Source organism: Streptomyces sp. NPDC005820 (assembly GCF_040630255.1).
In the GTDB taxonomy this organism is placed as follows: domain Bacteria; phylum Actinomycetota; class Actinomycetes; order Streptomycetales; family Streptomycetaceae; genus Streptomyces.
Genome location: NZ_JBEXXE010000004.1, coordinates 150,469 through 171,500, shown reverse-complemented (window position 1 = coordinate 171,500; position 21,032 = coordinate 150,469). Strand labels below are relative to the sequence as shown.

The 21,032-nt window shown below is 73.1% G+C and carries 16 protein-coding genes; 2 read left to right on the top strand and 14 right to left on the bottom strand.

What is annotated here, in order from left to right; all coding sequences use genetic code 11:
• Positions 1 to 64 precede the first annotated feature (64 nt).
• From ABZ464_RS06605 to fahA, 8 genes are all read right to left on the bottom strand, one after another.
• On the bottom strand, positions 65 to 2,800 hold the full coding sequence (locus ABZ464_RS06605) for a fumarate reductase/succinate dehydrogenase flavoprotein subunit (RefSeq protein ID WP_359272245.1): 2,736 nt from the start codon (positions 2,798 to 2,800) through the stop codon (positions 65 to 67).
• Between the two features lie 56 nt (positions 2,801 to 2,856).
• Positions 2,857 to 3,624, bottom strand: coding sequence for an ABC transporter ATP-binding protein (locus ABZ464_RS06600; RefSeq protein WP_359271815.1), 768 nt, complete (start codon positions 3,622 to 3,624; stop codon positions 2,857 to 2,859).
• Entirely contained in the window at positions 3,608 to 4,471 is an 864-nt protein-coding gene (locus tag ABZ464_RS06595) for an ABC transporter permease (protein ID WP_359271812.1), read from the bottom strand. Before ABZ464_RS06595 ends, ABZ464_RS06600 begins: the two co-directional genes overlap by 17 nt.
• Complete coding sequence (locus ABZ464_RS06590) at positions 4,468 to 5,811, bottom strand: ABC transporter substrate-binding protein (RefSeq protein WP_359271809.1); 1,344 nt, start codon at positions 5,809 to 5,811, stop codon at positions 4,468 to 4,470. Before ABZ464_RS06590 ends, ABZ464_RS06595 begins: the two co-directional genes overlap by 4 nt.
• A gap of 15 nt (positions 5,812 to 5,826) precedes the next feature.
• Entirely contained in the window at positions 5,827 to 6,054 is a 228-nt protein-coding gene (locus ABZ464_RS06585) for a ferredoxin family protein (protein ID WP_018568287.1), read from the bottom strand.
• A gap of 119 nt (positions 6,055 to 6,173) precedes the next feature.
• Complete coding sequence (locus tag ABZ464_RS06580) at positions 6,174 to 6,962, bottom strand: GntR family transcriptional regulator (protein ID WP_359271807.1); 789 nt, start codon at positions 6,960 to 6,962, stop codon at positions 6,174 to 6,176.
• 165 nt (positions 6,963 to 7,127) lie between these two features.
• Positions 7,128 to 8,066, bottom strand: coding sequence for a M56 family metallopeptidase (locus ABZ464_RS06575; protein ID WP_359272242.1), 939 nt, complete (start codon positions 8,064 to 8,066; stop codon positions 7,128 to 7,130).
• Between the two features lie 199 nt (positions 8,067 to 8,265).
• Positions 8,266 to 9,477 (bottom strand): fumarylacetoacetase, encoded by a 1,212-nt coding sequence (fahA, locus tag ABZ464_RS06570; RefSeq protein WP_359271804.1) that lies wholly within the window; start codon positions 9,475 to 9,477, stop codon positions 8,266 to 8,268.
• Between the two features lie 346 nt (positions 9,478 to 9,823).
• Between fahA and ABZ464_RS06565 the strand changes: the two genes are divergently transcribed.
• Together ABZ464_RS06565 and ABZ464_RS06560 are read left to right on the top strand one after the other, a co-directional pair.
• Positions 9,824 to 11,062, top strand: coding sequence for a DegT/DnrJ/EryC1/StrS family aminotransferase (locus ABZ464_RS06565; RefSeq protein ID WP_359271801.1), 1,239 nt, complete (start codon positions 9,824 to 9,826; stop codon positions 11,060 to 11,062).
• A 160-nt stretch (positions 11,063 to 11,222) separates the two neighbouring features.
• Positions 11,223 to 13,334, top strand: coding sequence for a lipopolysaccharide biosynthesis protein (locus tag ABZ464_RS06560; RefSeq protein WP_359272239.1), 2,112 nt, complete (start codon positions 11,223 to 11,225; stop codon positions 13,332 to 13,334).
• A 24-nt stretch (positions 13,335 to 13,358) separates the two neighbouring features.
• Here the strand turns inward: ABZ464_RS06560 and ABZ464_RS06555 are convergent, their stop codons facing one another.
• The 6 genes from ABZ464_RS06555 to ABZ464_RS06530 all read right to left on the bottom strand — a co-directional run bounded on the left by ABZ464_RS06555 (position 13,359) and on the right by ABZ464_RS06530 (position 20,741).
• Positions 13,359 to 14,468 carry a glycosyl hydrolase gene (locus tag ABZ464_RS06555; RefSeq protein ID WP_359271798.1) on the bottom strand — a complete coding sequence of 370 codons (1,110 nt, stop codon included), beginning with the start codon at positions 14,466 to 14,468 and terminating at the stop codon, positions 13,359 to 13,361.
• A 56-nt stretch (positions 14,469 to 14,524) separates the two neighbouring features.
• Entirely contained in the window at positions 14,525 to 14,977 is a 453-nt protein-coding gene (locus ABZ464_RS06550) for a hypothetical protein (protein ID WP_359271795.1), read from the bottom strand.
• Between the two features lie 104 nt (positions 14,978 to 15,081).
• On the bottom strand, positions 15,082 to 16,959 hold the full coding sequence (locus ABZ464_RS06545) for a hypothetical protein (protein ID WP_359271793.1): 1,878 nt from the start codon (positions 16,957 to 16,959) through the stop codon (positions 15,082 to 15,084).
• 125 nt (positions 16,960 to 17,084) lie between these two features.
• Positions 17,085 to 17,876 carry a polysaccharide deacetylase family protein gene (locus ABZ464_RS06540; RefSeq protein WP_359271790.1) on the bottom strand — a complete coding sequence of 264 codons (792 nt, stop codon included), beginning with the start codon at positions 17,874 to 17,876 and terminating at the stop codon, positions 17,085 to 17,087.
• A gap of 103 nt (positions 17,877 to 17,979) precedes the next feature.
• A complete protein-coding gene (locus ABZ464_RS06535) occupies positions 17,980 to 19,545 on the bottom strand; it encodes a glycosyltransferase (RefSeq protein ID WP_359271787.1) in 1,566 nt (521 codons plus the stop codon).
• Positions 19,546 to 19,676: 131 nt separating this feature from the next.
• On the bottom strand, positions 19,677 to 20,741 hold the full coding sequence (locus tag ABZ464_RS06530) for a GNAT family N-acetyltransferase (protein WP_359271784.1): 1,065 nt from the start codon (positions 20,739 to 20,741) through the stop codon (positions 19,677 to 19,679).
• Positions 20,742 to 21,032 lie beyond the last annotated feature (291 nt).

Genomic DNA, 21,032 nt, shown 5'->3' with positions numbered 1-21,032 from the left:
ACTCGGCTGACCGGACCGGGGTTGGCGGGACGGCGGGTCGGACCGCTGAGGTCGGGCTACGGCTTCACAACGCCCGTCCCGCGTACGCCCTGACGTCCGCGTCCGAGTCCGCCGTGGCCGTGGCCAGGGCCGCGCGGGCGTCCCCGGTGTGGCGGTGCCGGGTGAGGGCCAGGACCGCGGCCTTGCGTACGTCGGCGTTCGGGTCCGCGAGGGCCTTGGCGAGCGCGGGCACCGCGGGTTCCGGCGCGGCGGCGGACAGCGCCGTCGCGGCACCGGACCGCACCTGCCAGGCCGGGTCGGCCAGCGCGGCCACGGCACGGGCGGTGAGCGGGGCCGGGCAGCCCACGGAGCCCAGCGCGCCGTAGGCGGCTCCGCGCACCAGGGCGTCGGGGTCCCCGGTGAGCCGGTCCAGGGTGGCGCCGAGCAGCTCGCGGGCGGGCTGCGCCAGGCCGGCCGTACCCACCCCGGTCAGGGCCTTGGCCACCGTGACGCGGACCTCGCGGGAGGCGTCGTCGGCGGCCCGCGCCAGGGGCGCCACCGCGTCGACCGAGACGAGGGCCCGTACGGCCTCGATGCGGACGGCGATGTCGGGGTCGTCCAGCGCGGCGGTGAACTGCTCGGCGTCGCCCAGTCGCAGCGCGCGCAGTACGTCCAGGGCGGCGGCGCGGACCACCGGGTCCGCCACGGTGAGCGCGGCGGCGAGCGCGTCGCCCAGGGCGGGCTCGGCGGGGAGCGTCTCGACCAGCTCGCGCAGTGAGGCGGCCGCCGCGGCGCGGACCTCGCCGTCGGGGTCGCCGAGGGCCGCGGCCAGTGCCTGCCCGCTGCCGGGCGGCACGGTCTCGGTGAGGACCGAGACCGCCGTCCGGCGCACCGCGGGGTCGACGTCGGTCAAGTAGGGCTCCAGGGCGGCCAGTTCGGGTGCGTCCTCGGCCAGCGCAAGCAGGTCGAGGAGCCGGGGGGAGGCCACCCCTCGCGGGTCGCCGTGGTCCACGGACCCGACGGCCCGGGCGGACGTCGGCCCCGTGGCCACCGGGGCCAGGTCCCGCGAGCCGGCCGTGGCCACCTGCTCGGCGTGGACCTCGCCGAGCCGCCGGGAGGGGCCGCCCACGGGCGTGAACCCGTCGACCGGAACCAGATAGGGAGCCACGGGACGGGCCGTGAACTCCATCGCACCGGAGGGGGACTTGTGCAGATCGAGATGGTGGAACCAGGAGGCGTCGTCGCGTTCCGGATGGTCGAGGCGATCGTGGTAGAGGCCCCAGCGGGACTCCGTACGGGCCAGGGAGGCACGCGCGGCCATCTCCGCGCAGTCGCGGATGAACGTGACCTCGGCGCAGCGCATCAGTTCGTGCGGGGTGCGGGCGCCCATCCCCGCGATGTCGTCGTGCATCCGCTCGAAGGCCTCCAGGGCCAGCGACAGCCGCGCGCCCGACTTCGGCGGGGACACGTAGTCGTTCACGAAGCGGCGCAGCTTGTACTCGACCTGGGGCTGCGGCGGGCCGTCCGGGTTGCGCAGCGGGCGGTAGACCAGCTCGTGCGCCTCCCGAAGCTGCTCGGCGGGCAACTCCCCTGTGTAGGGCGCGTACTGGGCGGCGTCGGCGCCCGCGAGGTCGCCGAAGACGAACGCGCCGATCATGTAGTTGTGCGGGACGCAGGCCAGGTCGCCGGCGGCGTACAGCCGGGGGACGGTCGTACGGGCGTGGTCGTCGACCCGTACGCCCGAGGCGGAGTGGCCGCCGCACAGGCCGATCTCGGAGATGTGCATCTCGATGTCGTGCGTGCGGTAGTCGTGGCCCCGCCCGGAGTGGAAGGTGCCGCGCGTCGGACGCTCCGTCGAGTGGAGGATGGACTCCAGGGCGGAGATCGACTCCTCGGGGAGATGGCTCAGCTTCAGGTACACCGGGCCGCGGTCGCTCGCGACCTCCGCCGCGAACTCGGCCATCATCTGGCCCGACCAGTAGTCGGAGTCGACGAAGCGCTCGCCGTGCCGGTTGACCTGGTACCCGCCGAAGGGGTTGGCGACATAGGCGCAGGCGGGACCGTTGTAGTCCTTGATCAGCGGGTTGATCTGGAAGCACTCGATGCCGGTGAGCTCGGCGCCCGCGTGGTAGGCCATGGCGTAGCCGTCGCCCGCGTTGGTCGGGTTCTCGTACGTGCCGTAGAGGTAGCCGGAGGCGGGCAGACCGAGGCGGCCGCAGGCGCCGGTCGCGAGGATCACGGCACCCGCGCGGACGGTGACGAACGCGCCCGTGCGGGTGTGGAAGCCTGCCGCCCCCACGGCCCGCCCCTCGGCGGTCAGCACCCGCACCGGCATCACCCGGTTCTCGATGCGGATCCGCTCCCGCATCTCCCGCCGCCGCAGCTGCCGGTACAGCACCTTCTTGACGTCCTTGCCCTCCGGCATCGGCAGGACGTAGGAGCCGGAGCGATGGACCTGGCGGACGGCGTACTCGCCGTGCTCGTCCTTCTCGAACTTCACGCCGTACGACTCCAACCGCTGCACCATCGCGAAGCCGAGGGTCGCGGTCCGGCGGACGGTGGACTGGTCGACGATGCCGTCGTTGGCGCGGGTGATCTCGGCGACGTAGTCGTCGGGCTCGGCGCGGCCCGGGATCACCGCGTTGTTGACGCCGTCCATGCCCATGGCGAGCGCGCCGGAGTGGCGGACGTGCGCCTTCTCCAGGAGCAGCACGTCCGCGCCCTGCTCGGCGGCGGTCAGGGCGGCCATGGTGCCGGCGGTGCCGCCGCCGATGACGAGGACGTCGCAGGTCAGCTCTTCGGCGTCGGTGAGCGCGGGGATCTGCACAGGGGTGTCCACCGGGGTGCCTTTCGGATGCTTCGGATGCTCGGCGGGGATCAGGTGCTCGGGGAGGAGAGCACGGCGCGGCGCAGTGCCACGCGGGCGGGGTCGTCGTGGGCGGCGCGGTCGCGGGGGCGCGGCACGTTCCGTACGGCGAGGAGGCGGCCCGCGCCGAGGAGGGCCACGCGGTCGCCGAGGAACAGGGCCTCGTCGACGTCGTGGGTGACGAAGACGACGGTCGCGCCGGTGCCGTGCAGGACCTCCACCAGCAGGTCCTGCATGCCGGCGCGGGTCTGCGCGTCGAGCGCGCCGAACGGTTCGTCCATGAGGACGGCGCGCGGCGCACCCGCGAGCGCGCGGGCCAGTTGTGCGCGCTGGCGCTGCCCGCCGGAGACGCGGTGGGGCAACTGGCGGGTGTGCTCGGCGAGTCCGACCCGGGCGAGCCACGACTCGGCCTGCGCGCGGCGTTCCGCGCGCGGCACCCCGCGGATGGCCAGGGGGAGTTCGACGTTGGCGCGCAGGGTGCGCCAGGGCAGCAGGGCGTCCTCCTGGAAGACCAGGGCGCGGTCGGCGGCGGGCCCGGTCAGCGGGCGCCCGTCCTGGGTGATCTCGCCGGCGAGCGGGGGCAGCAGCCCGGCCAGGGTGCGCAGCAGGGTCGACTTGCCGCAGCCGGACGGGCCGACGACGGTGAGGATCTCGCCGGGGGCGACGGCGAGGTCGACGCCGTCCAGGACAGGCGCGTCGGGGCGGCCGAGGGTGACAGCGCGCAGGGCGAGCGCCGCGCCGGCGCGGGAGGCGGGGCGGACGTCAGACGAGCTGGTCATGGGGTACGTCCTTCTCGGCCCGGGGCCCGGCCGGTACGGGGGTGGCGGTGCCGGGGGCCTGCCGCGGGGGCCGGGTGCCGGGCACGTACGAGGTGCGGGGCAGCCAGCGGGTGAGGCGGCGGCCGAGGAGTTCCACGGCCGTGGAGGTGAGCCAGCCGAGCACGCCGATCGTGACCATGCCGACGAACACACCCGGGTAGTTGACGATCGTGTAGTCCTGCCAGGTGCGATAACCGACGCCGTACTGGCCGGAGATCATCTCGGCGGAGATCACACAGATCCACGACACGCCGATCCCGACGGACAGCCCGCCGAAGATGCCGGGCAGCGCGCCCGGCAGGACGACGGAGCCGAGGATCCGCCACCGGCCGCCGCCCATGGTGCGCACCGCCTCCTCCCACACCGGGGTCAGCGCGCGGACGGCGTGCCGGGTGGAGACCAGCACGGGGAAGAAGGCGGCGGTGAAGGTGATGAAGACGATGCCCTGTTCGTTGGAGGGGAAGAGGAGGATCGCGACGGGGACGAGCGCGATGGCGGGGATGGGCCGGACGACTTCGAGGAGCGGGCCGAGCAGGTCCTCGGCGAGCCGCGAGCGCGCCACGAGCACGCCGGTGGCCACGCCCAGGACGGCGGCCAGCAGGAAGCCGGTGAGGATCCGGGTGAGGCTGTCGGTGAGGTCGGTCCAGTAGTCGTCGCCGGTCAGCCGGTCGGCGAAGGCGCGGGCGACGTCGGTGACGGTCGGGAACTGCGAGAAGCGCAGCCAGAGGTCGATGTCCAGGCTGGTCAGCAGCTGCCACAGGCCGAGGGCGGCCGCCACCGAGGCCGCCCGCAGCGCATACCGGGTCATGACGCCCGGCCCAGGGCGTCGGTGTACGTGACGGCACGGGCGCCGTCGTGGGCGTCGACGTAGGCCTGCGCGGTCGCCTGGGTGACGAACGGCAGCAGGGTCGTGCCGTCGGCCACCCAGACCGCCTTGTCGGCGAACCAGAGGGTGCCGGTGGTGGCGTCGGGGACGTAGGCGGCGCGGATGCCGTTCCGGTGCCCGGCGACGAAGGCGAGCAGTTCGGCGGGGGTCTTGAAGGTACGGGTCTCCTCGGCGCCCTTGGGCCAGACCTCGCTCGCGGCGGGTGCGGGCGTGGCGGCGAGCTGCTCGGCGTAGGACGAGCCGAGCGCCTTCTTCACGTACCGGTCGTCGACGAAGGCGTCCACGTCGACGTCCCCGGTCAGCTTGGCCGCCTTGAGGACGGACACGTCCTCCTTCAGGGCGTCGACGAGCTGCGGTTTGACGGCGGGGTCGAAGGTGGAGATGCCGTGGGCGCCGTTGTAGAGGTAGACGACCTCGGCGGGCAGGCCGGTGGCCTTGGCGACGCTCTCGGCGGCGGCCACCGGGTGCTCGTTGAGATAGGCGGTGGCCTGGTACTGGGCTTTGAGGAACGCCTCCAGGACGGCCGGGCGCCGCTTCGCGAAGTCCTCGCGGGCGGTGACTCCGTGGAAGGTGGGCAGGTCCAGCTGGGCGCCGTCGTACAGGGCCTTCGCCTTGCCCTGGTAGGCGAGCAGGCCGGGCCAGGCCACGAACTGCGAGAGCGCGTCCGCGCTGCCGGCGGAGAGGGCGGAGGCGCCCACGGCCGGCTGCTGGTTGAGCTTCTCGATGCCCTTGTTCGGGTCGATTCCGGCCCGTTGCAGGGCCCGGACCAGGGTGCCGTCGGCGGCGGATCCGACGCTGGTGGAGACCTTCTTGCCCTTGAGGTCCTTCAGGGAGGCCAGTTTGGAGCCGGGGGTGGTGACGATGGTGTTGAGGCCGCCGCGGAGGTTGTAGCCGGTGACCGAGACCAGGTGGGTGGGCTTGCCGAGCTGCTTGCCGCGGGCGGCGTTGATGAGGAGCGGGAAGTCGCCCATCGACCCGATGTCGATCTTCCCGGCGGTCATCTGGGCGGTGATGGGGGCGCCGGTGGCGTAGTCCTGCCAGTCGACCTTGTAGGTGTGGCCGTCGTGGAGGGCGTCGAGCTGTTTCTCGAAGTAGCCGAGAGAGCGCAGCAGGGTGCCGGCGGTGACGGTGTTGATGGTCTTGGACTGATAGCCGACGGTGACGGTGACCGTGGAGCCGTCACCGGCCGCGGCGCTGCCGCCGCAGGCGGTGAGCGGGAGGAGAAGGAGGGCGGCGGACGCGGCGAGTGCGGTGGTCTTCATGGGGGTTCGGGCCTTTCACCGGAGCAGGTAGGGCATGTTGACCGTGACGGCTCCGGTGGGACAGCGGGCCGCGCACGGGCCGCAGTACCAGCATTCGTCGACGTGCATGTAGGCCTTGCCGCTGCTGGTGTCGATGGCGAGGGAGTCCAGCGGGCACATGTCCACGCAGAGCGTGCAGCCGTCGATGCACTTCGACTCGTCGATGGTCACGGGCACGTCGGCCCGCTGGGGCGCCAAGGGCATGGCTGTCTCCAGAGAAGTCCCGAGATTTTCTGAGAAATCCGGCGCGGCAGTGAACCGGTGAGGGCGTGCCGAACGATGAAGGGATGAGCGGGTGGGAGAAGGCGATTCGGGCGGGGTGATCAGGTGGAGCGGTGCAGCAGGCCGCTCATCGCGATGCGGTCGCCGCGGAAGCGGATGAACTCCAGGTCGACCGGGCGGCCGTCGGCGAGGTGCGTGAGGCGTTCCAGCATCAGGACGGCGGCGCCGCGCGGGGCCTCCAGCACTGCGGCGGAGTTGGCGTCGGCGTTCACCGCCTCCAGGGTGATCTCGGCGTGGCCGAGGCGCCGGCCGGTGAGGGCCTCCAGGAGACGGAAGACGTCGGTGTTCTCCAGGTCGGCGCCGAGCAGATCGGTGCCGATGTCGAGCGGGATGTAGGTGAGGTCGAGGGAGAGGGGGAGGCCGTTGAGGCGGCGCAGGCGTTCGATGTACAGCACATCCGCCCCCGGGGACACCCGGAGGCGGTCGGCGACCGGGGCGGGTGCGGGGACGGGGCCCATGGTGCGGACCTCGTTGGTGACGCGACCGTGTTCGTGCAGGGTTTCCGCGAGACCCATCAGCCGGTCGAGGCCGTGCGGGTACTTCTCGGCGACGACGACCGTGCCGACGCCGGGGAGGCGTTCGACCAGGCCCTCGGCGCGCAGCAGATCCAGGGCTTGGCGCACGGTGTTGCGCGAGGCCCGGTACTCGGTGGCGAGGGTCGACTCATGAGGGAGCGTGCCCGCCGGGAAGCCACCGGTCAGGAGCTGGCGGCGGAGCAGATCGGCGAGCTGCCGCGCCTGGTCGGCACGCAGCCGGCGCCGCGCGCGGTGGGCGGCGACGGTGGTCGCGCCTTGTCCGGCGTGGTCGCGGAGGCGGTCGTTGGGCGGCATGGTCGGACCATACCTATCCGATAGGGATAGTGGTGTTGCGGAAGTGTTGCGCCAGTCCTCGAACCGTCAGGTACTGCGCTGACCTGGCGTTTCGCCGGAGGCGCGGCAAGATCTGCCACCACGGAGGCACTACGGCGTTACTGCGGCGCCGCTACGGCACCGGTGTCACGCCAGGGCGTTGAGGCCCGGCGCGAAGGCGATCAGCAGGGGGAGCAGGGGCACCAGTGCGGCCACCACCGTCGTCAGCGCCCGGTGTCTGCGACCCAGCCGGGGCGGCGGCTCCAGGAGGCGGTCGACCCGCTCGCCGAGGAGCCGGTGGCTGGAGGCGCAGGACAGCACGCCCCGGTGCTGGTTCAGCTCGATCAGCGCCAGGGCGGTGGTCAGGTGGCCGCAGCGACGGGACGCGGTGTCGTCGGCGGCGAGTTCGACCAGGCGGTGCGTCTGGTCGCAGAAATGGGAGAAGAGCGGAATGCGGGGGAATCCGGTGGCCAGGGCGGTCGAGAGGTGCAGCAGCCAGTCGTGGTGGGCGCGGGCGTGGCCGCGCTCATGGGTCAGGACGGCGTCCAGTTGGTGGGAGGTGAGGCGGTGCAGGGCCCCGGTGGTGACGATCAGCTGGGGCGGATTGCCGGGCATCCACCAGGCGTCGGGGTACTCGTCCTCCAGCACGAGCAGCGGGCCCCGGGCGGAGGGCAGGCCCGCGGGCAGCTCGGGGGCGCGTTCGCGCAGATGGGCGCGGGTCTGGCCGCGGCGCCGACGCGCCTCGACGAGCTCCCGGGCCAGCATCGCGGTGGTCCAGGCGGCCCCGCAGGCCAGCAGCAGGGTGAGCGCGGCGGCCCAGGGCGGGGCGGCGGAGAGGTCGTACGCCTCGGTGACCGCGGGCGGCGCGGTGGCGAAGACCTGGGCGCGGACGGTGTGGAAGACGGCGGCGGCACCGAGCACCAGCGCCGTCAGACAGCACAACAGGACCGTGGCGACCAGGCACTGCCACACCCACAGCGCCACCACCGGCTCCCGCTCGGGCCACTCGGCCCGGGTCAGCGCACGCGGCACCGGCACGGCGGCCGTCACCGCGACGGCGCTCAGCAGGAGCAGGCAGACGGTCATGCCATCGGTCATGCCAGGGGCTCCGGATCCTGGTCGGAGAGCATGGGCGAAGGACGCACAAGGTGCGGTGGGGCCGTGCTCCGGGAGCGGAGGTCGGGCCGGTGGTGCGACGGACGTGCGGCGGGAACGGCACGAGGACCGCGCCCGCCGCCAGTATGACGCCGGGGACCGCCCGCGTCAGCCTGCTGGAAGCAGGCCGTCAATCCGCCACGATCCGCCCGCTCACCTCCCCGAGCCCCACCCGCAGGCCGCCGGGACCCGGCGCCCACGCCGACAGGGTCACCTCGTCGCCGTCCTCCAGGAAGGTGCGCTTTCCGGCGGGGAGTTCCAGGGCGTCGCGGCCGTTCCAGGTCAGCTCCAGGAGGGAGCCGCGCTGGTCCGGGGCCGGGCCGCTGACCGTGCCCGAGCCGTAGAGGTCGCCGGTGCGCAGGGAGGCGCCGTTCACGGTCATGTGGGCGAGCTGCTGGGCGGCGGTCCAGTACATCGAGGCGAAGGGGGGTTCCGACACGACGTGGCCGTTGATCGCGATCGAGATGCGCAGGTCGTAGCCGGCTGGTTCGGCGTCGGAGTCGTCCAGGTAGGGCAGCAGCGGATGGGTGCGCGCGGGCGGTGCCACCCGGGCCTCCTCCAGCGCCTCCAACGGGGTGATCCAGGCCGACACCGAGGTGGCGAAGGACTTGCCGAGGAACGGCCCCAGGGGGACGTACTCCCAGGCCTGGACGTCCCGGGCGGACCAGTCGTTGAGCAGGCACAGGCCGAACACATGGTCCCGGAAGGCGGCCGTGTCCACCGGCTTCCCCATCGCCGACGGCACGCCCACCACGAAGCCGACCTCCGCCTCGATGTCGAGGCGGACGGACGGGCCGAAGACCGGGGCGGGATCGGCCGGGCCCTTGCGCTGGCCCGAGGGACGGACGACGTCCGTGCCGGAGACGATCACCGTGCCCGAGCGGCCGTGGTAACCGATCGGCAGGTGCTTCCAGTTCGGGGTGAGGGAGTCGGCGGCGTCGGGGCGGAAGATCTGGCCGACGTTGCGGGCGTGGTTCTCGGAGGCGTAGAAGTCGACGTAGTCCGCGACCTCGAACGGCAGATGCAGGGTCACCGAGGACAGGGGGTGCAGGAGCGGTTCGAGGGTGGTGCGGTGCGCGGGGTCGGTGGTGGCCGCCGTGAGAGTGCGCCGGACCTCCGACCAGAGGGCGCGGCCCGCCGCCAGCAGGGGGTTGAGGGTCGGCCGTGCGAGCAGGGCGGCGTGCGGCGAGCCGAGCGCACGGGCCGCGGCGCCCGCGTCCAGGACGTGGTCGCCGAGCCGTACGCCGACGGTCCGCTCCGTCGAGCGGGGGAGCGAGAAGACGCCGTACGGAAGGTTGTGCGGGCCGAAGGGGTCGCCCTCGGCGATGTCGAAGGGGGGCATCGGGTACTGCCTCTCTTTCGTGCTCACCATGTCGTGCTCACGTCCGCTCCACGGGTGCGGGCGGCCGGGCCACACGTTACGTCCGACCTCGGGCGAGCGGCATGGGACCGGACCCGCGCCGTGCACGGGAGCGAGACCCGTGGGGCGCCCGGGAGCGGGACCCGTGGGGCGCCCGGGAGCGGGACCCGCGGGGCGCCGGGATGCAGCTCTCCGCTTCCGTGCGATCACCGGGAGTCGCCTCCGAGAGGGTCCGCAATCTTGACGGAGCGGCGCGAATGGGGACACTCTGAGCGGGTGCCGGAAGGCCTCGGGGAGGGGGCGTTCCCATGGCACACCTGGGGGGCGGATGGCCATTGGGGAGGCCGGCCTCGGGTCGGCGCGGCAGGGTGCACGGCCGAAGCGGCTGGAAGCGACCATGCGCGGCAGACTCGGCCGGGACTGCGTGTACGTGCCGTCGTGCAGATTCGGGCTGTACGTGGCCCTGCGCCACTGGTGCCCGCCCGGCGGCCGGGTGCTGATGTCGCCGGTCAACGACGACGTGATCTTCTTCGTGGTGCTCGCGGCCGGGCTGAGACCCGTGCAGGCGCCGTTGAACCCGTGGGACGCGTCGATCGATGTCGACGCCGTGCCCGACGGGATGTGGGGCTCGCTGTCCGCCGTGCTCACGACGAATCTGTACGGCAACCCGGACGACGCTCCGAGGCTGCGGGAGAAGTGCGACGCGCTGGGCATCCCCCTGTTCGAGGACGGGGCCCACGCGATCGGCAGCGAGGTGGGCGGCAGACCGGTGGGCGCCTGGGGGGACGCCTCCGTCTTCAGCCTGTCCAAGCATGTCGGTGCCAAGGCCGGGGGCTTCCTGTCCGTCGCCGACCCGGGGCTGCGCGACGCGCTGGAGAAGACCTGTGCGGACCTGCTGCTGCCGGGCGGGCCCGCGGCGGAACTCGCCTACACGGTCCGGCCGTACGCGGAGGCCGCCGTGCGCGGGCTGGGGCTGCGACGCGCGGCCTGGGCCACGCTGCGGCTGCTCGGGCGGATGGAGCGCGAGGGGATCAGGATGCCGCTGCGCCCGCAGGAGCTGGCCCGGGCGGTGGCCGCGGCGCCGGACCTCACGGCGCACGACTGCTGGGTGCGGGTCGACATGCACGACTACCGGCTGCGTTCAGGCCCGCTGCGGCTCGGGCGCATCGGGCGCAGGCTGGACCGCCTGGACGGGGTGCTGGCCGCCTGCCGGGCCGGCACCGAGCTGCTGCTGTCCACGCCGTGGGCGAGACCGCACAGCAAGGCGGGGCCGGTTCCCGCCCAACCCCTCTTCCGGGTGCCGCTGTTCGTGGCCGACCGGGACGCGGCGAGGGCGGCGCTCGCGCGGCGGGGCATCGTCGTGGGGTATCTCTATGACCCGCCGCTCGACGACTACGCGGGGGAGCGGTTCACGGATCCGTCGCCCGATCCGGCCGGGGCCCGCTGGTTCGCGCGGCACGCGCTGCCCGTGGACCCCCTGCGGGCCCGGCGGATCGTCGAGGCGCTGGACGATGCCAAGGTGCGGCCGGCCGAGGTACCGGGAGGGCTGGGACCGACCCGTGGCTGACACGCAGGCGGAGACCCAGGCCGAGAGCCGGGCGGAGGCTCGGGCCGGGAGCCAGGTGTCCGGGCGCCCGGCGCCGCCCGCCGGGAAGGGGGCGCACGGGCCGGCACCGGCCGACGGCGGCCACGGCGGCGACTCGCTGTTCAGGAACGCCTACTTCCTCATGCTCAGCACCGGTGTCTCGGCGGTGCTGGGCCTGGGGTTCTGGCTGGTGGCCGCCCGCTACTACTCGGAGGAGGCCGTCGGCCAGGGGTCGGCCGCGATCGCCGCGATGCGGCTGCTCGCCAGCATCACGGCGACCACCATGATCGGCGCGGTCGTCCGGTTCGTCCCGCGTGCGGGACGGGCCACCGGATCGCTGGTGTGGGGGGCGTACGCGGCGAGTTCCGTGGTCGTGGCGATCGCCGCCGCCGTCTTCCTGCTCACACTCGACCTGTGGGGGGCGTCCTACGCGCCCCTGGGGACACCGGCCGCGGGGGCGGCGTTCGTCGTGGCGTGCGTGGCCTGGGCGCTGCTCACCCTGCAGGACGGGGTGCTCACCGGGCTGCGCAGATCGGGCTGGGTGCCGATAGGGAACGCGGTGTTCTCGATCGGCAAGCTGATCCTGCTGGTCGTCTTCGCGACGGCGCTGCCGGTGCTCGGCATCTTCGTGTCCTGGGCGGCGGCCATCGCGCTCTCGACGCTGCCGCTGGGCTGGCTGATCTTCCGCCGGCTCATCCCGCGCCAGGCCGACGCCGACCGCGACCTGGAGCCGCCGAAGCTGCGGGAGATGGGGCGCTTCCTGGCCGGGGACTCGCTGGGCGCACTGTTCAGCCTGGCGATGATCAACCTGCTGCCGGTGATGGTCGCGGTCCGCTTCAGCGCGGCGGAGAATGGCTACTTCTACGTGGCGTACACCGTCGGCGGCACGATGGAGTTCATGGCCATCAACATGGCCTCCTCCCTCACCGCCCACGCCTCGCACGACCCCCGCCGGCTCGCCGACGGGGTGCGCGGGGCGCTGCGCCGCATGACGTTGCTGCTGGTGCCGGTGGTGCTGGTGCTGGTGCTGTTCGCGCCGCAGATCCTCATGCCGTTCAACGAGGACTACGCCGAGCACGGCACCACCGTGCTGCGGCTGCTGGCCGCGGGGGCGCTGCCCCGGGTCGTGGTCGAGCTGTACATCGGGGTGCTGCGGGTCCAGGGCCGCACCGGGGTGCTGGCCGCGCTCCAGGGCGCCATGTGCACGCTGGTGCTGGGCAGCGCGGCCCTGCTGTTCGCGTCGGCCGGGATCGACGGCGCGGGCTGGGCGGTGCTGATCAGCATGACGTTGATCGCCGCGATCTCGGTGGTGGGCCTGCGCTCCGCGCTGCGCCGCACCGACCGGCTGCCCCCCGGCCCGTCGGGCACGGCCCCGGCCGCGAAGGACACCGGCCTGGCCCGGCTGAACGCCACCGCCGGGTACGGCACGAACTGGGCGCGCAGGGCGGCGTACGAGAGGGAAGGGCTCGACGAGGACACGGTCACCTTGTTCATCGGGCGCCCCGGGTACGAACGCGAGGCGCTGCAGGCGGACACGCTGGCGCTGATCGCGCGGCCCCGGGGGCCCGGCGGGGGACACGGGGACGCCCCGCGGGCCGGGCGGGAAGCGAACGGGCCGGCCGGCCCGAGGGAGCGGTGGACCGAGGGCGGGCTGTGGGGGCTGCTCGCCTTGGCCACGGCGGTCTTCTGGGCGTCTCTGCGCGGCCTGCCCTGGCTCGACGGCCGGTACGAGGACACAGGGACCAGAGGAACCGGGGCGCACATGCTGACGGCGCTGCCGCCCGCCGCGCTCGTGGCCGGCGCCGTACTGCTCGTGGTGTTCGTCGGCTCGGTGACGCTGCGTGCGGCGCGGGACGCGTGGCTGCCGGGGGCGGCGCTGGCGTCGGCGCTGCTCGCTCTGTACGCCGTACCCATGGCCTTCGGCTGGGAACCGCGGCCGGTCGGCGGGGAGTTGTACGCGCGGACGGCCGGGTTCGTGGCGGACGCGCTGGGGCCGGCCGGGCCTGAGCCGCTGCTGCGGTGGGCGCCGCCGGTCGCGCAACTGCTGTGCCTGATACCGGTGTGGCTGCTGCTCACGCGGGTGGGTGTGCGGTTGACGTGGCCCGGGCGGTGGGGGGTGCTGTATCTCCTCGCGGTGGGCGGCTGGGTGTGGCGGCAGGAACTCGCGCCTGTCGCCCTGCCTCTGCTCGCCGTCCTCGTCCTCGCGTCCCTGGTTCTGGCGCTGCACGGGAGAGCGACGCGGGTCCACGCGTAGGGCGTCGGCGGGACCCGTAGGACGTCAGCGGGACGGTACCGGCTGGTGGAAGTAGCTGTTCCGGCCGGCCTCGCGGTAACCCTCCAGGCCGGGGCCGTCGTTGACGGTCAGATCGCACTCGGGCTCCTCGGAGGTCGGCCGGTTCCAGTGGACCAGCGCCTTCACGTCGGGGAGCTGTTTCACCGAGGCGGGGATCCGGGTGTACCAGTCGCGCTGGCGCACCGGGTGGTCCGCGTCGGGTGCGGTGGCGTACTCGGCGAGCATCACCGGTTTGTCGTCGGTGACGTTCTCGCGGAGCCATGTGTAGCTGGGCCGTTGGCTGCGCAGGAAGTCCTTCCAGTCGCTGGTGCCGTGGCACTGGTAGTAGTTGTACTGGTCCATGGCGATCCAGTCGACGTAGTCGTCACCGGGGTAGAGCGCCTTCATGTCGGCGGCGCTGCCGAGATAGCCGGAGACGGTCCACACCCACACGACGTTGTCGGCGCCCAGTTTCCGGAAGCGGTCGCGCAGATGGCGGTAGGCGGCGACGAACTCCTCGGGCGTGCCGGCGCCTTCCTTGATACGGGCGTCGGTCTCCTGGTCGAAGGAGAGGAAGACGCGTTTGCCGTAGGCCTTGATACGGCGGATCTGCGGGTCGAGGATCTTCTCGTCGTACTTCCCCGAGGCGATGTTCTTCCAGCCGAGCTGGGTCTCCGTCCAGTTCTCGTGGTGCGGTTCGGTCCAGACGGTGGACTCCCAGGCGAGCATCAGCAGCCGGTCGCGGCCGAGGGCCTGTTCGTCGGGGGTGAGGAGTTCGCCGTCGAGCTCGGTGCCCGACATGTCGTGGTAGTTGTAGACGAGGTCGAGCCGACGGCCGATGCGCTGCTCGAAGCCGAGCACGGCGTCCTTGAGGGAGCCGTTCCCGGCGTACGGCACGGCGGCGCCCCACCAGGCGCCGCAGGGCGGGACCAGCGTGTCGCTGGGGGCGCAGTCACCGGTGGGCAACGCGCCCGAAGCCGCGTTGTCCGGCAGCGGGTCGCCGACGGACGCACGGTCGCCCGGGCGGCCGGCCCACAGGCCGAGCCCGGCGAGCAGCGCGGCCATCGTCACCAGCACGACGGACGTGCAGGTGCGCTTGACCCCATGGCGTGTCACCCCATCGCGTGTCACCCCATCGCGTGTCATCCCATCGCGTGTCACCCCGTCGCGCCTCACCTCGTGGACCTGCGCCGGGCGGGTTCCACCGCGCCGCGGCGGGCGGCGGGCAGCGGGAGCCCCGGAAGTGCGGCGGTCACCGTGGTGAAGACGGCGAGCGACACGAGGAAGGCGATCATCGAGAAGCCCTTCACCAGGTACAGCGAGGTGGCGGTGAGTACGCCCAGGGAGAGGCTGACCGGCGCGACCAGCGCGACCGCCTCCAGCCGGGCCCCGGAGGCCAGCCCGCCCGGCTGCGGATACAGCGCGGCGCAGCCCGGCCCGAACAGCACGAAGAGCAGCACCGGGATCCAGCGCAGTGGAGCGGGCCCGGGTACGGCGGTGGCGGCCAGCGCGAGCCAGCCGGAGATCCCGACGAGAACTCTGAGCTGCGTGCGGGCGACCCGGACCCGCTTGGCCGCCTCGGGGTCACCGATCCCGCCGTGGTCCGCGGATTCTGTGGTCGTCACGTCGATCACCTTGAGGTCATCCCTAGTGGGCGGTCGTCGGTCGGTCAGTCGGTCGGTTAGTCGGTCGGTTAGTCGGTCGGTTGGTCGGGTGGTCAGTCGGTCGGTCATCGGTCGGCCGGGTGGTACTCCAGGACGACGCCGTACGGCCGGCTCTCGACGGTCCGGAAGAGCGGTGAGGCGGACAGCTTCGACCGCAGGGTCTCGAAGCCGCCGGGCGGCAGCAGGCCCTCCCCGGCGGCGTAGATGTCCTGGGTGCGGGTGAGGACGACGTATGCCTTCGTGTCCGGCGGGATGCCCTTCACGAGGTAGGACACGGGGTCCTTGAGCATCTCCTCGTTGTCGGGCAGCGCCTGTTCGGCGAAGAACCAGTGGTCGAGACGGTCGTAGCGGTGCAGCGCCTGCGGGAAGGAACCGCTGGTGGCGAGGATCAGGGAGCCGTCCGGGGCGTCGTCGAGGGCCCTGGTGACCAGCGCGGTCTCCTCGGGCGGTGTGTAGAACATCTTCTCCTTGCCGTAGTACGACGGCAGGAAGCCGGCCAGCAGCACCAGCAGGACGGCCGGCAGCGCGAACGCCGAGGCCTTGCGCCACACCGCGCGCGCCCGCGTGCGATGGCTGCCCGCGAGGGCCGGCACGAGCGCGGCGGCGGCGAAGAAGGCCGCGCCGGGCAGGGCGAACAGATAGACGCGGAAAAGCATTTCGCCGCCGTAGTCGTTCACGGCGAACAGCGGCACCGGGGCGACGGACACCAGCAGCAGCGGTAGCGCGCTGCGGGTCAGCCGGCGCCGCAGCACGACGGCCGTCCCGGCGAGGACGGCGACCAGGAGCACCATCACGATGTTGGCGGTGCCCGCGAGTTCGGGGCCGGGGCCGGTGAGCCGGCCCGTGTAGCCCGCGCGGGAGTTCTGCGTCAGCTCGCCGAGCGACTTCCGGACGGTGGCGAGCACCTCGACGAACAGCGGGCGCCCCATGGTCAGGTCCCAGGTCAGCATCAGCAGCGCGGTGACGGCAAGCAGCCCGTAGTTGCGGTAGCGGCGGGTGAGGCCGAGCGCGAGCAGACAGATGGTGAGCATCACCGGGGTGAGCTGGTGGGTCGCGTTGATGGCGGCGATCAGCGGGGCGAGGATCACCACACAGACCGCGCGCTGCCGCTTCCCGGTCGGCGGCGGCACGGGGGCCGCCACCGGGTCCAGGAAGGTGCGGTCGCGCAGCCGTCCGGCGGAACCGGGCCGTACGAAGTGCCGTAGCACCACGGCCAGGACCGTCAGATGCAGCAGATACGCGAGGGCCTGTGGGGCGAAGTAGTCCTGGCCCACCCAGTTGGCGAGCTGGAAGATCCACACGCCGGTCCAGATCAGCCGCCAGTCCTCGCAGAAGGTGCGGTAGATCAGCACGAGCACCGGCAGCGTCAGCAGACCGAACACGATCGGCGCCCAGTTGGCGTACGCGGCGGCGCCCTCCACACCGAAGGCGCGCACCAGGCCGGCGTTGAGCGTGAAGAAGCCCGGCCACTGGTCGTACGCGGACATGTTGCCCGACAGCGCGGCGTTCGGCCGCAGCTCACCGTTGGCGAGCAGGGTGTCGACGATCGCGTCGTGCTTGGAGGCCCACGGGTAGCGGATCGCGTCGTACAGGATCGCGGGCGGCGCCTTGAGCGCGAACAGCAGCGCGGCGCAGTGCGCGGCAGGCCACCAGGGCGCGGTGCCGGCGCGGCGCAGACTGAGGACGAAACCCGCGGTGAGGACCAGCAGCGACAGGTAGTAGACGGCCGGCAGGCGGTCCAGCAGGCCGTAGTCGCCCATGTGCCGGAAGCCGATGCGGGGGAGCGAGTACCCCCACAGAACGGCGGCGAGCAGCAGCGTCAGCAGGGCGGCGTCCGGCGGGCGGCGCGGAAGCCGCCAGGGTCTGCGGTCGCCGCCGGTGGCGGAGTGTGGAGCGGGCCGCATGCTGCTCTCTGTGCTCGGTACGGACACATGGTGCTGCATGCCGAGGCTCCCTCCCCCAGGCCAACTATAGGAATTACGTCTGCTTTTCACGCCAAAACGACCGTATTGATCTTCTGTCGGACGCCCCCAGAGTGTCCTGAGGCTCCCGAAGCGCCCCGAGGGGCTCAGCCTGCGAAGACCGGCCCCCGTACCATCGCGCGGGCCCGCCGGTACCACCTCCAGCCGACCGTCCTCGGCCCTTCCCGGTACGGCGCGATCCGCGCCCCGCGCCCCGCCAGCCAGCCCTCGACGTCGGCGACGGTGTGGCTCCGCCGCACGATCAGCCGGGCGATGCGGTAGTGCTCGTCGCGGTCCGAACTGAGCGCGTGGCGTACGGCGGTGGCGGTCTCGTAGCCGACGGCGGCCGCCATCCGCCGCACCCGGCCGCTGTTGTAGCCGTGCGGGTAGGCGAGATGCCGGACGCGGTGGCCGAGGGTGTCCTCCAACGCCGAGCGGGACGCGCGCAGTTCGTGGGCGAGGGCCCGGGGCGCGAGGGTGTCCAGCTGGGCGTGGGTGACGGTGTGGCTGCCGACCTCCATGCCGTACTGCTCCAGCGATGCCGCCTGCGCCAGGGTCATCATCGGCGCGGGCGGCAGCAGACTGCGCCCGCCTGCTGTGAGTGCGCCCGTGGTCAGATAGGCGGTGGCGGGCAGTCCGCGCCCGGCCAGCGCCTCGGCGGTGGGACCGGGCAGGTCGGCGAACCCGTCGTCGAACGTGAGCAGCACCGGCCGGGGCGGCAGCGGCGCCCGCCCCGCGAGGTGTTCGGCGAGCGCGCCGATCGTGACCGGCGTACGGCCGCTGTCGACGACGGCGTCCAGATGCTCCCCGAACTGCCTGGGGCCGACCGTGAACTCGGCGATCCAGTCCGGCGGTTCCGCCATCACGGCGTGGTAGAGGAACACCGGGATGCTCGGCATGACGGGCCCGCCCCCGCTTCTGCGCGCGCCGCCTGTCATCGTGCGCCGCCCTTCATCGTGCGCCGCCCTTCATCGCGCGCTGCCTGTCATCGTGCGCTGCCTGTCATCGTGCGACCCCGTCATTACGCGGCCCCTCCCGGTCATTGCGCGGCCCCGTCTTTGGTCGGCTCCCGGCCATCGCGCGGCCCCCGTCTTTGCCCGGCCCCCCGGTCATCGCGCGGCCCCCCCGCAGCGCGAGCCGCGCCCGCAGATAGCCGAGCGGGCCGTACAGCATGCCGCGCCGCTGGAGCCGCGACAGGCGCCCGGGCCAGGCGTGCGTGCGCCGGTCGTGCGCGCCGGGCGCATTACCCACCGCGCGCACCGCGCCCGAGTCCGCCGTGCTCACCGCGCCCTGGTCCGCCGTGCCCGCCGCGCCCGGATCCCCCGAGCCCGCCGCACCCAGGTCCCCCACCCCCGCCGCATTCAGGTCCCCCGAACCCGCCGCACCCGGATCCCCCGCGCCCACCGCCCCCAAACCCCCCGCGCTCACCACCCCCCGGTCCGTCGCCCCCCTGCTGGCCGTGAGTCTTCGCGCGTATGCCACCCCCCGGGGCAGCCGCGCCAGGAACCCCGGCAGCAGTGTGGGCCGGTTGACCAGGACCGCCGTGAGGTACGCGGTGAGGCCGGCGCCGTAGCCGTACGCCTGGGTCTCCAGGTCGTGCCAGGTCTCGCGGTGGTGGTGCCAGACCAGGGCGTACGGCGTGTAGTGCAGCCGGTGCCCCTCGGCGAGGACGCGCACGAACCCGTACAGGTCGTCGCCGCCCCGGGCGGGCGTGCCCGCGCCGGTCGCCGGGTCGAAACCGCCCACCGCCCGCAGCACGTCCGTACGGAAGGCCATGTTGGCGCCGGAGCCGAAGCGGCCCGCGGTGAACGGGAACAGCGGCTCGTCGGCGGGCGGGTCGGCGGGGTCGTAGGTGCGCGGCGCGAACCCCTTCGCGAAGCCGCCGTGGCTCTCCAGGAGGACCTGGGCGGGGGTGCGCAGCCGGGCCGGCAGGATCAGGCCGGTGGCGCAGCCGAGGCCGGGGTCGGCCGCGAAGGGCGAGGTGAGCTCGGTGAGCCAGCGCGGGTCGGCCACCACGTCGTCGTCGGTGAACGCGATCACCTCGCCGTGCGCGGCGGCGACGCCCGTGTTGTGCGCGACGGCGAGCCCGGGCACCGGCTCGGTCACGTACCGCACGCGCTCGGCGTACTTGCGCTCGACCAGGTCCCGGGTCGCGTCCGTCAGGGGCGCGTTGTCGACGACGACGATCTCGAAGTCCGGGTGGTCCTGGGCGAGGAGGGAGTCGAGGGCGTGCGCGAGCTGCTCGGAGCGCTCGCGGGTGGCGACGACGACGGTCGACGGCACCACGGGCGCCACCTCGCCCGCGGGAGCGGCCCCCTGCGCCTGCTGGGCCGCCCGGCCGACGACGACCGCCTTCGGATCCGCCCCCTCCGGTACGGTCACCAGCAGCGTCCCCACCGGTCGGCCACCCCTCCTGACCAGCACGAACACCTCGCCGTACGTGATAGGTGGGCTGCCCGGGCCGGGTGTGAGGACACCACCCCCCGTCAGCTCCAGCTCGGCGATCTGCACCCGTCCGATGCCGAGGAACCCCTGGATCTCCTGCTCGGTACGTGCCGCGCGTGACATGAACCCCCCTCGTGCCAAGCGACGTGGGATGAACGAATGAACGAATGAACAAATGAACGAATGCATGAACGGACGGACCGACGGACCAACGGACTGACGGACCGACAGACCGACGGACCGACGGACAACCCTCATGGCCGCCGCAGCCGCCCCGCCCCCTTCAGGGCCCGTGCCGCCAGCGCGGCGAGCCTCGGGCGGCCGCGCACGAAGTGGTGCGCCCGGCGCGCGGGCTCACGGCTGAGCCAGTGGAGCGCGGCGCCCGCCCCCGGACGCGTCCACGCCCCCTCGTACACGGGAATCTCCCCGGTCTTCAGCGAGTCCTTGTACTCGGCCGCCCCCCGCCCCAGGTCGAGCAGCCCGATCCCCTCGGCCGCGGCCGCCTCCGCCATCCGCAGATGCAGCACCAGGCCCGGCGAGTACTTCGAGAACTCCGTGTCGTACGACGGGAACCAGCAGGCCAGCACGGTCGCCGACCGCAACCCGAAGTGCGCGGCGATCGGCTGGTCACCGGCGTACAGGACGGACAGCGTGCCGGAGCACTCCGGCGCGCGCGTCTCGTGCAGGGTGTGCACGAGCCGGGTGATCCAGTCCTGCGCGAACCGGTCCCGGCGGCCGGTCCTGCGGTACTGCGCGGACTTCCACGCCATGAGCGTGCGCAGCGCGGCCGGATCGCGTTCGTCGAACACGAACCGCGTCCGGCCGGCCTGGCGGCCGAGCCTGCGTTCCTTGGCGAGCGTCGTCTTCAGGAACTTCGGTGACTGGGCGCGCAGGACGGACTCGTACGTCTCGTAGCCCTTCTCCACGTCGATGACGTAGGAGGCGTACTCGGCCGCCGCGTGCGGGACGAACAGCCCTTGTTCCGCCTCCAGGTTGTCGAAGGCGAAGGTGGACAGGGAGGCGGCCCGCAGCAGGTCCTCGGCGTTCAGCCCGAGACCCGGGGCCAGTACGGCGCCCTGCGCGTCCGAGACGCCGTACGCCAGCGCCTGGCCGCGGCCCAGCCGGCCGCGCTCATGGGGCAGGAAGCCGACCGGCTCGCGCCCCTCGTACACCGCGGCCACACGCGCGCGTGGCCGCACCCGGCCCACGGCGTCGGTGAACTCCGGTTCCATGAACGGGTTGCGCGGTGTGGTCGACATGGCGCGCAGGGCGCGCCACCGCTCCCGTTCCCCCTCGCCGAGATCCTCCGGACTCAGCACACGGATACGCCCACTGCTCAACTTGACCCCCCGATCAAGTCCCCCCTGGACACCTGGACGGTACCCCTACAGACCGGGCGTGCGGTAGGGAGCGCGGCAAGTTGCGGCAAGTTGGAGCCAACCGGTGCAGAGGCCTTCAAGCGGTCACTAACCGACGGTGTGGCGGAAAGCCGTTTCTCGGACCTGTGTCCACCAGCGATCGGCGAGTGATCGGTCAACAAAAGAAGGGGAGTTGACAGAAGGGGGCCGGACTCCGTCCTGGTCCGGTTCACGTCGAGTCCGGGGGGTGCG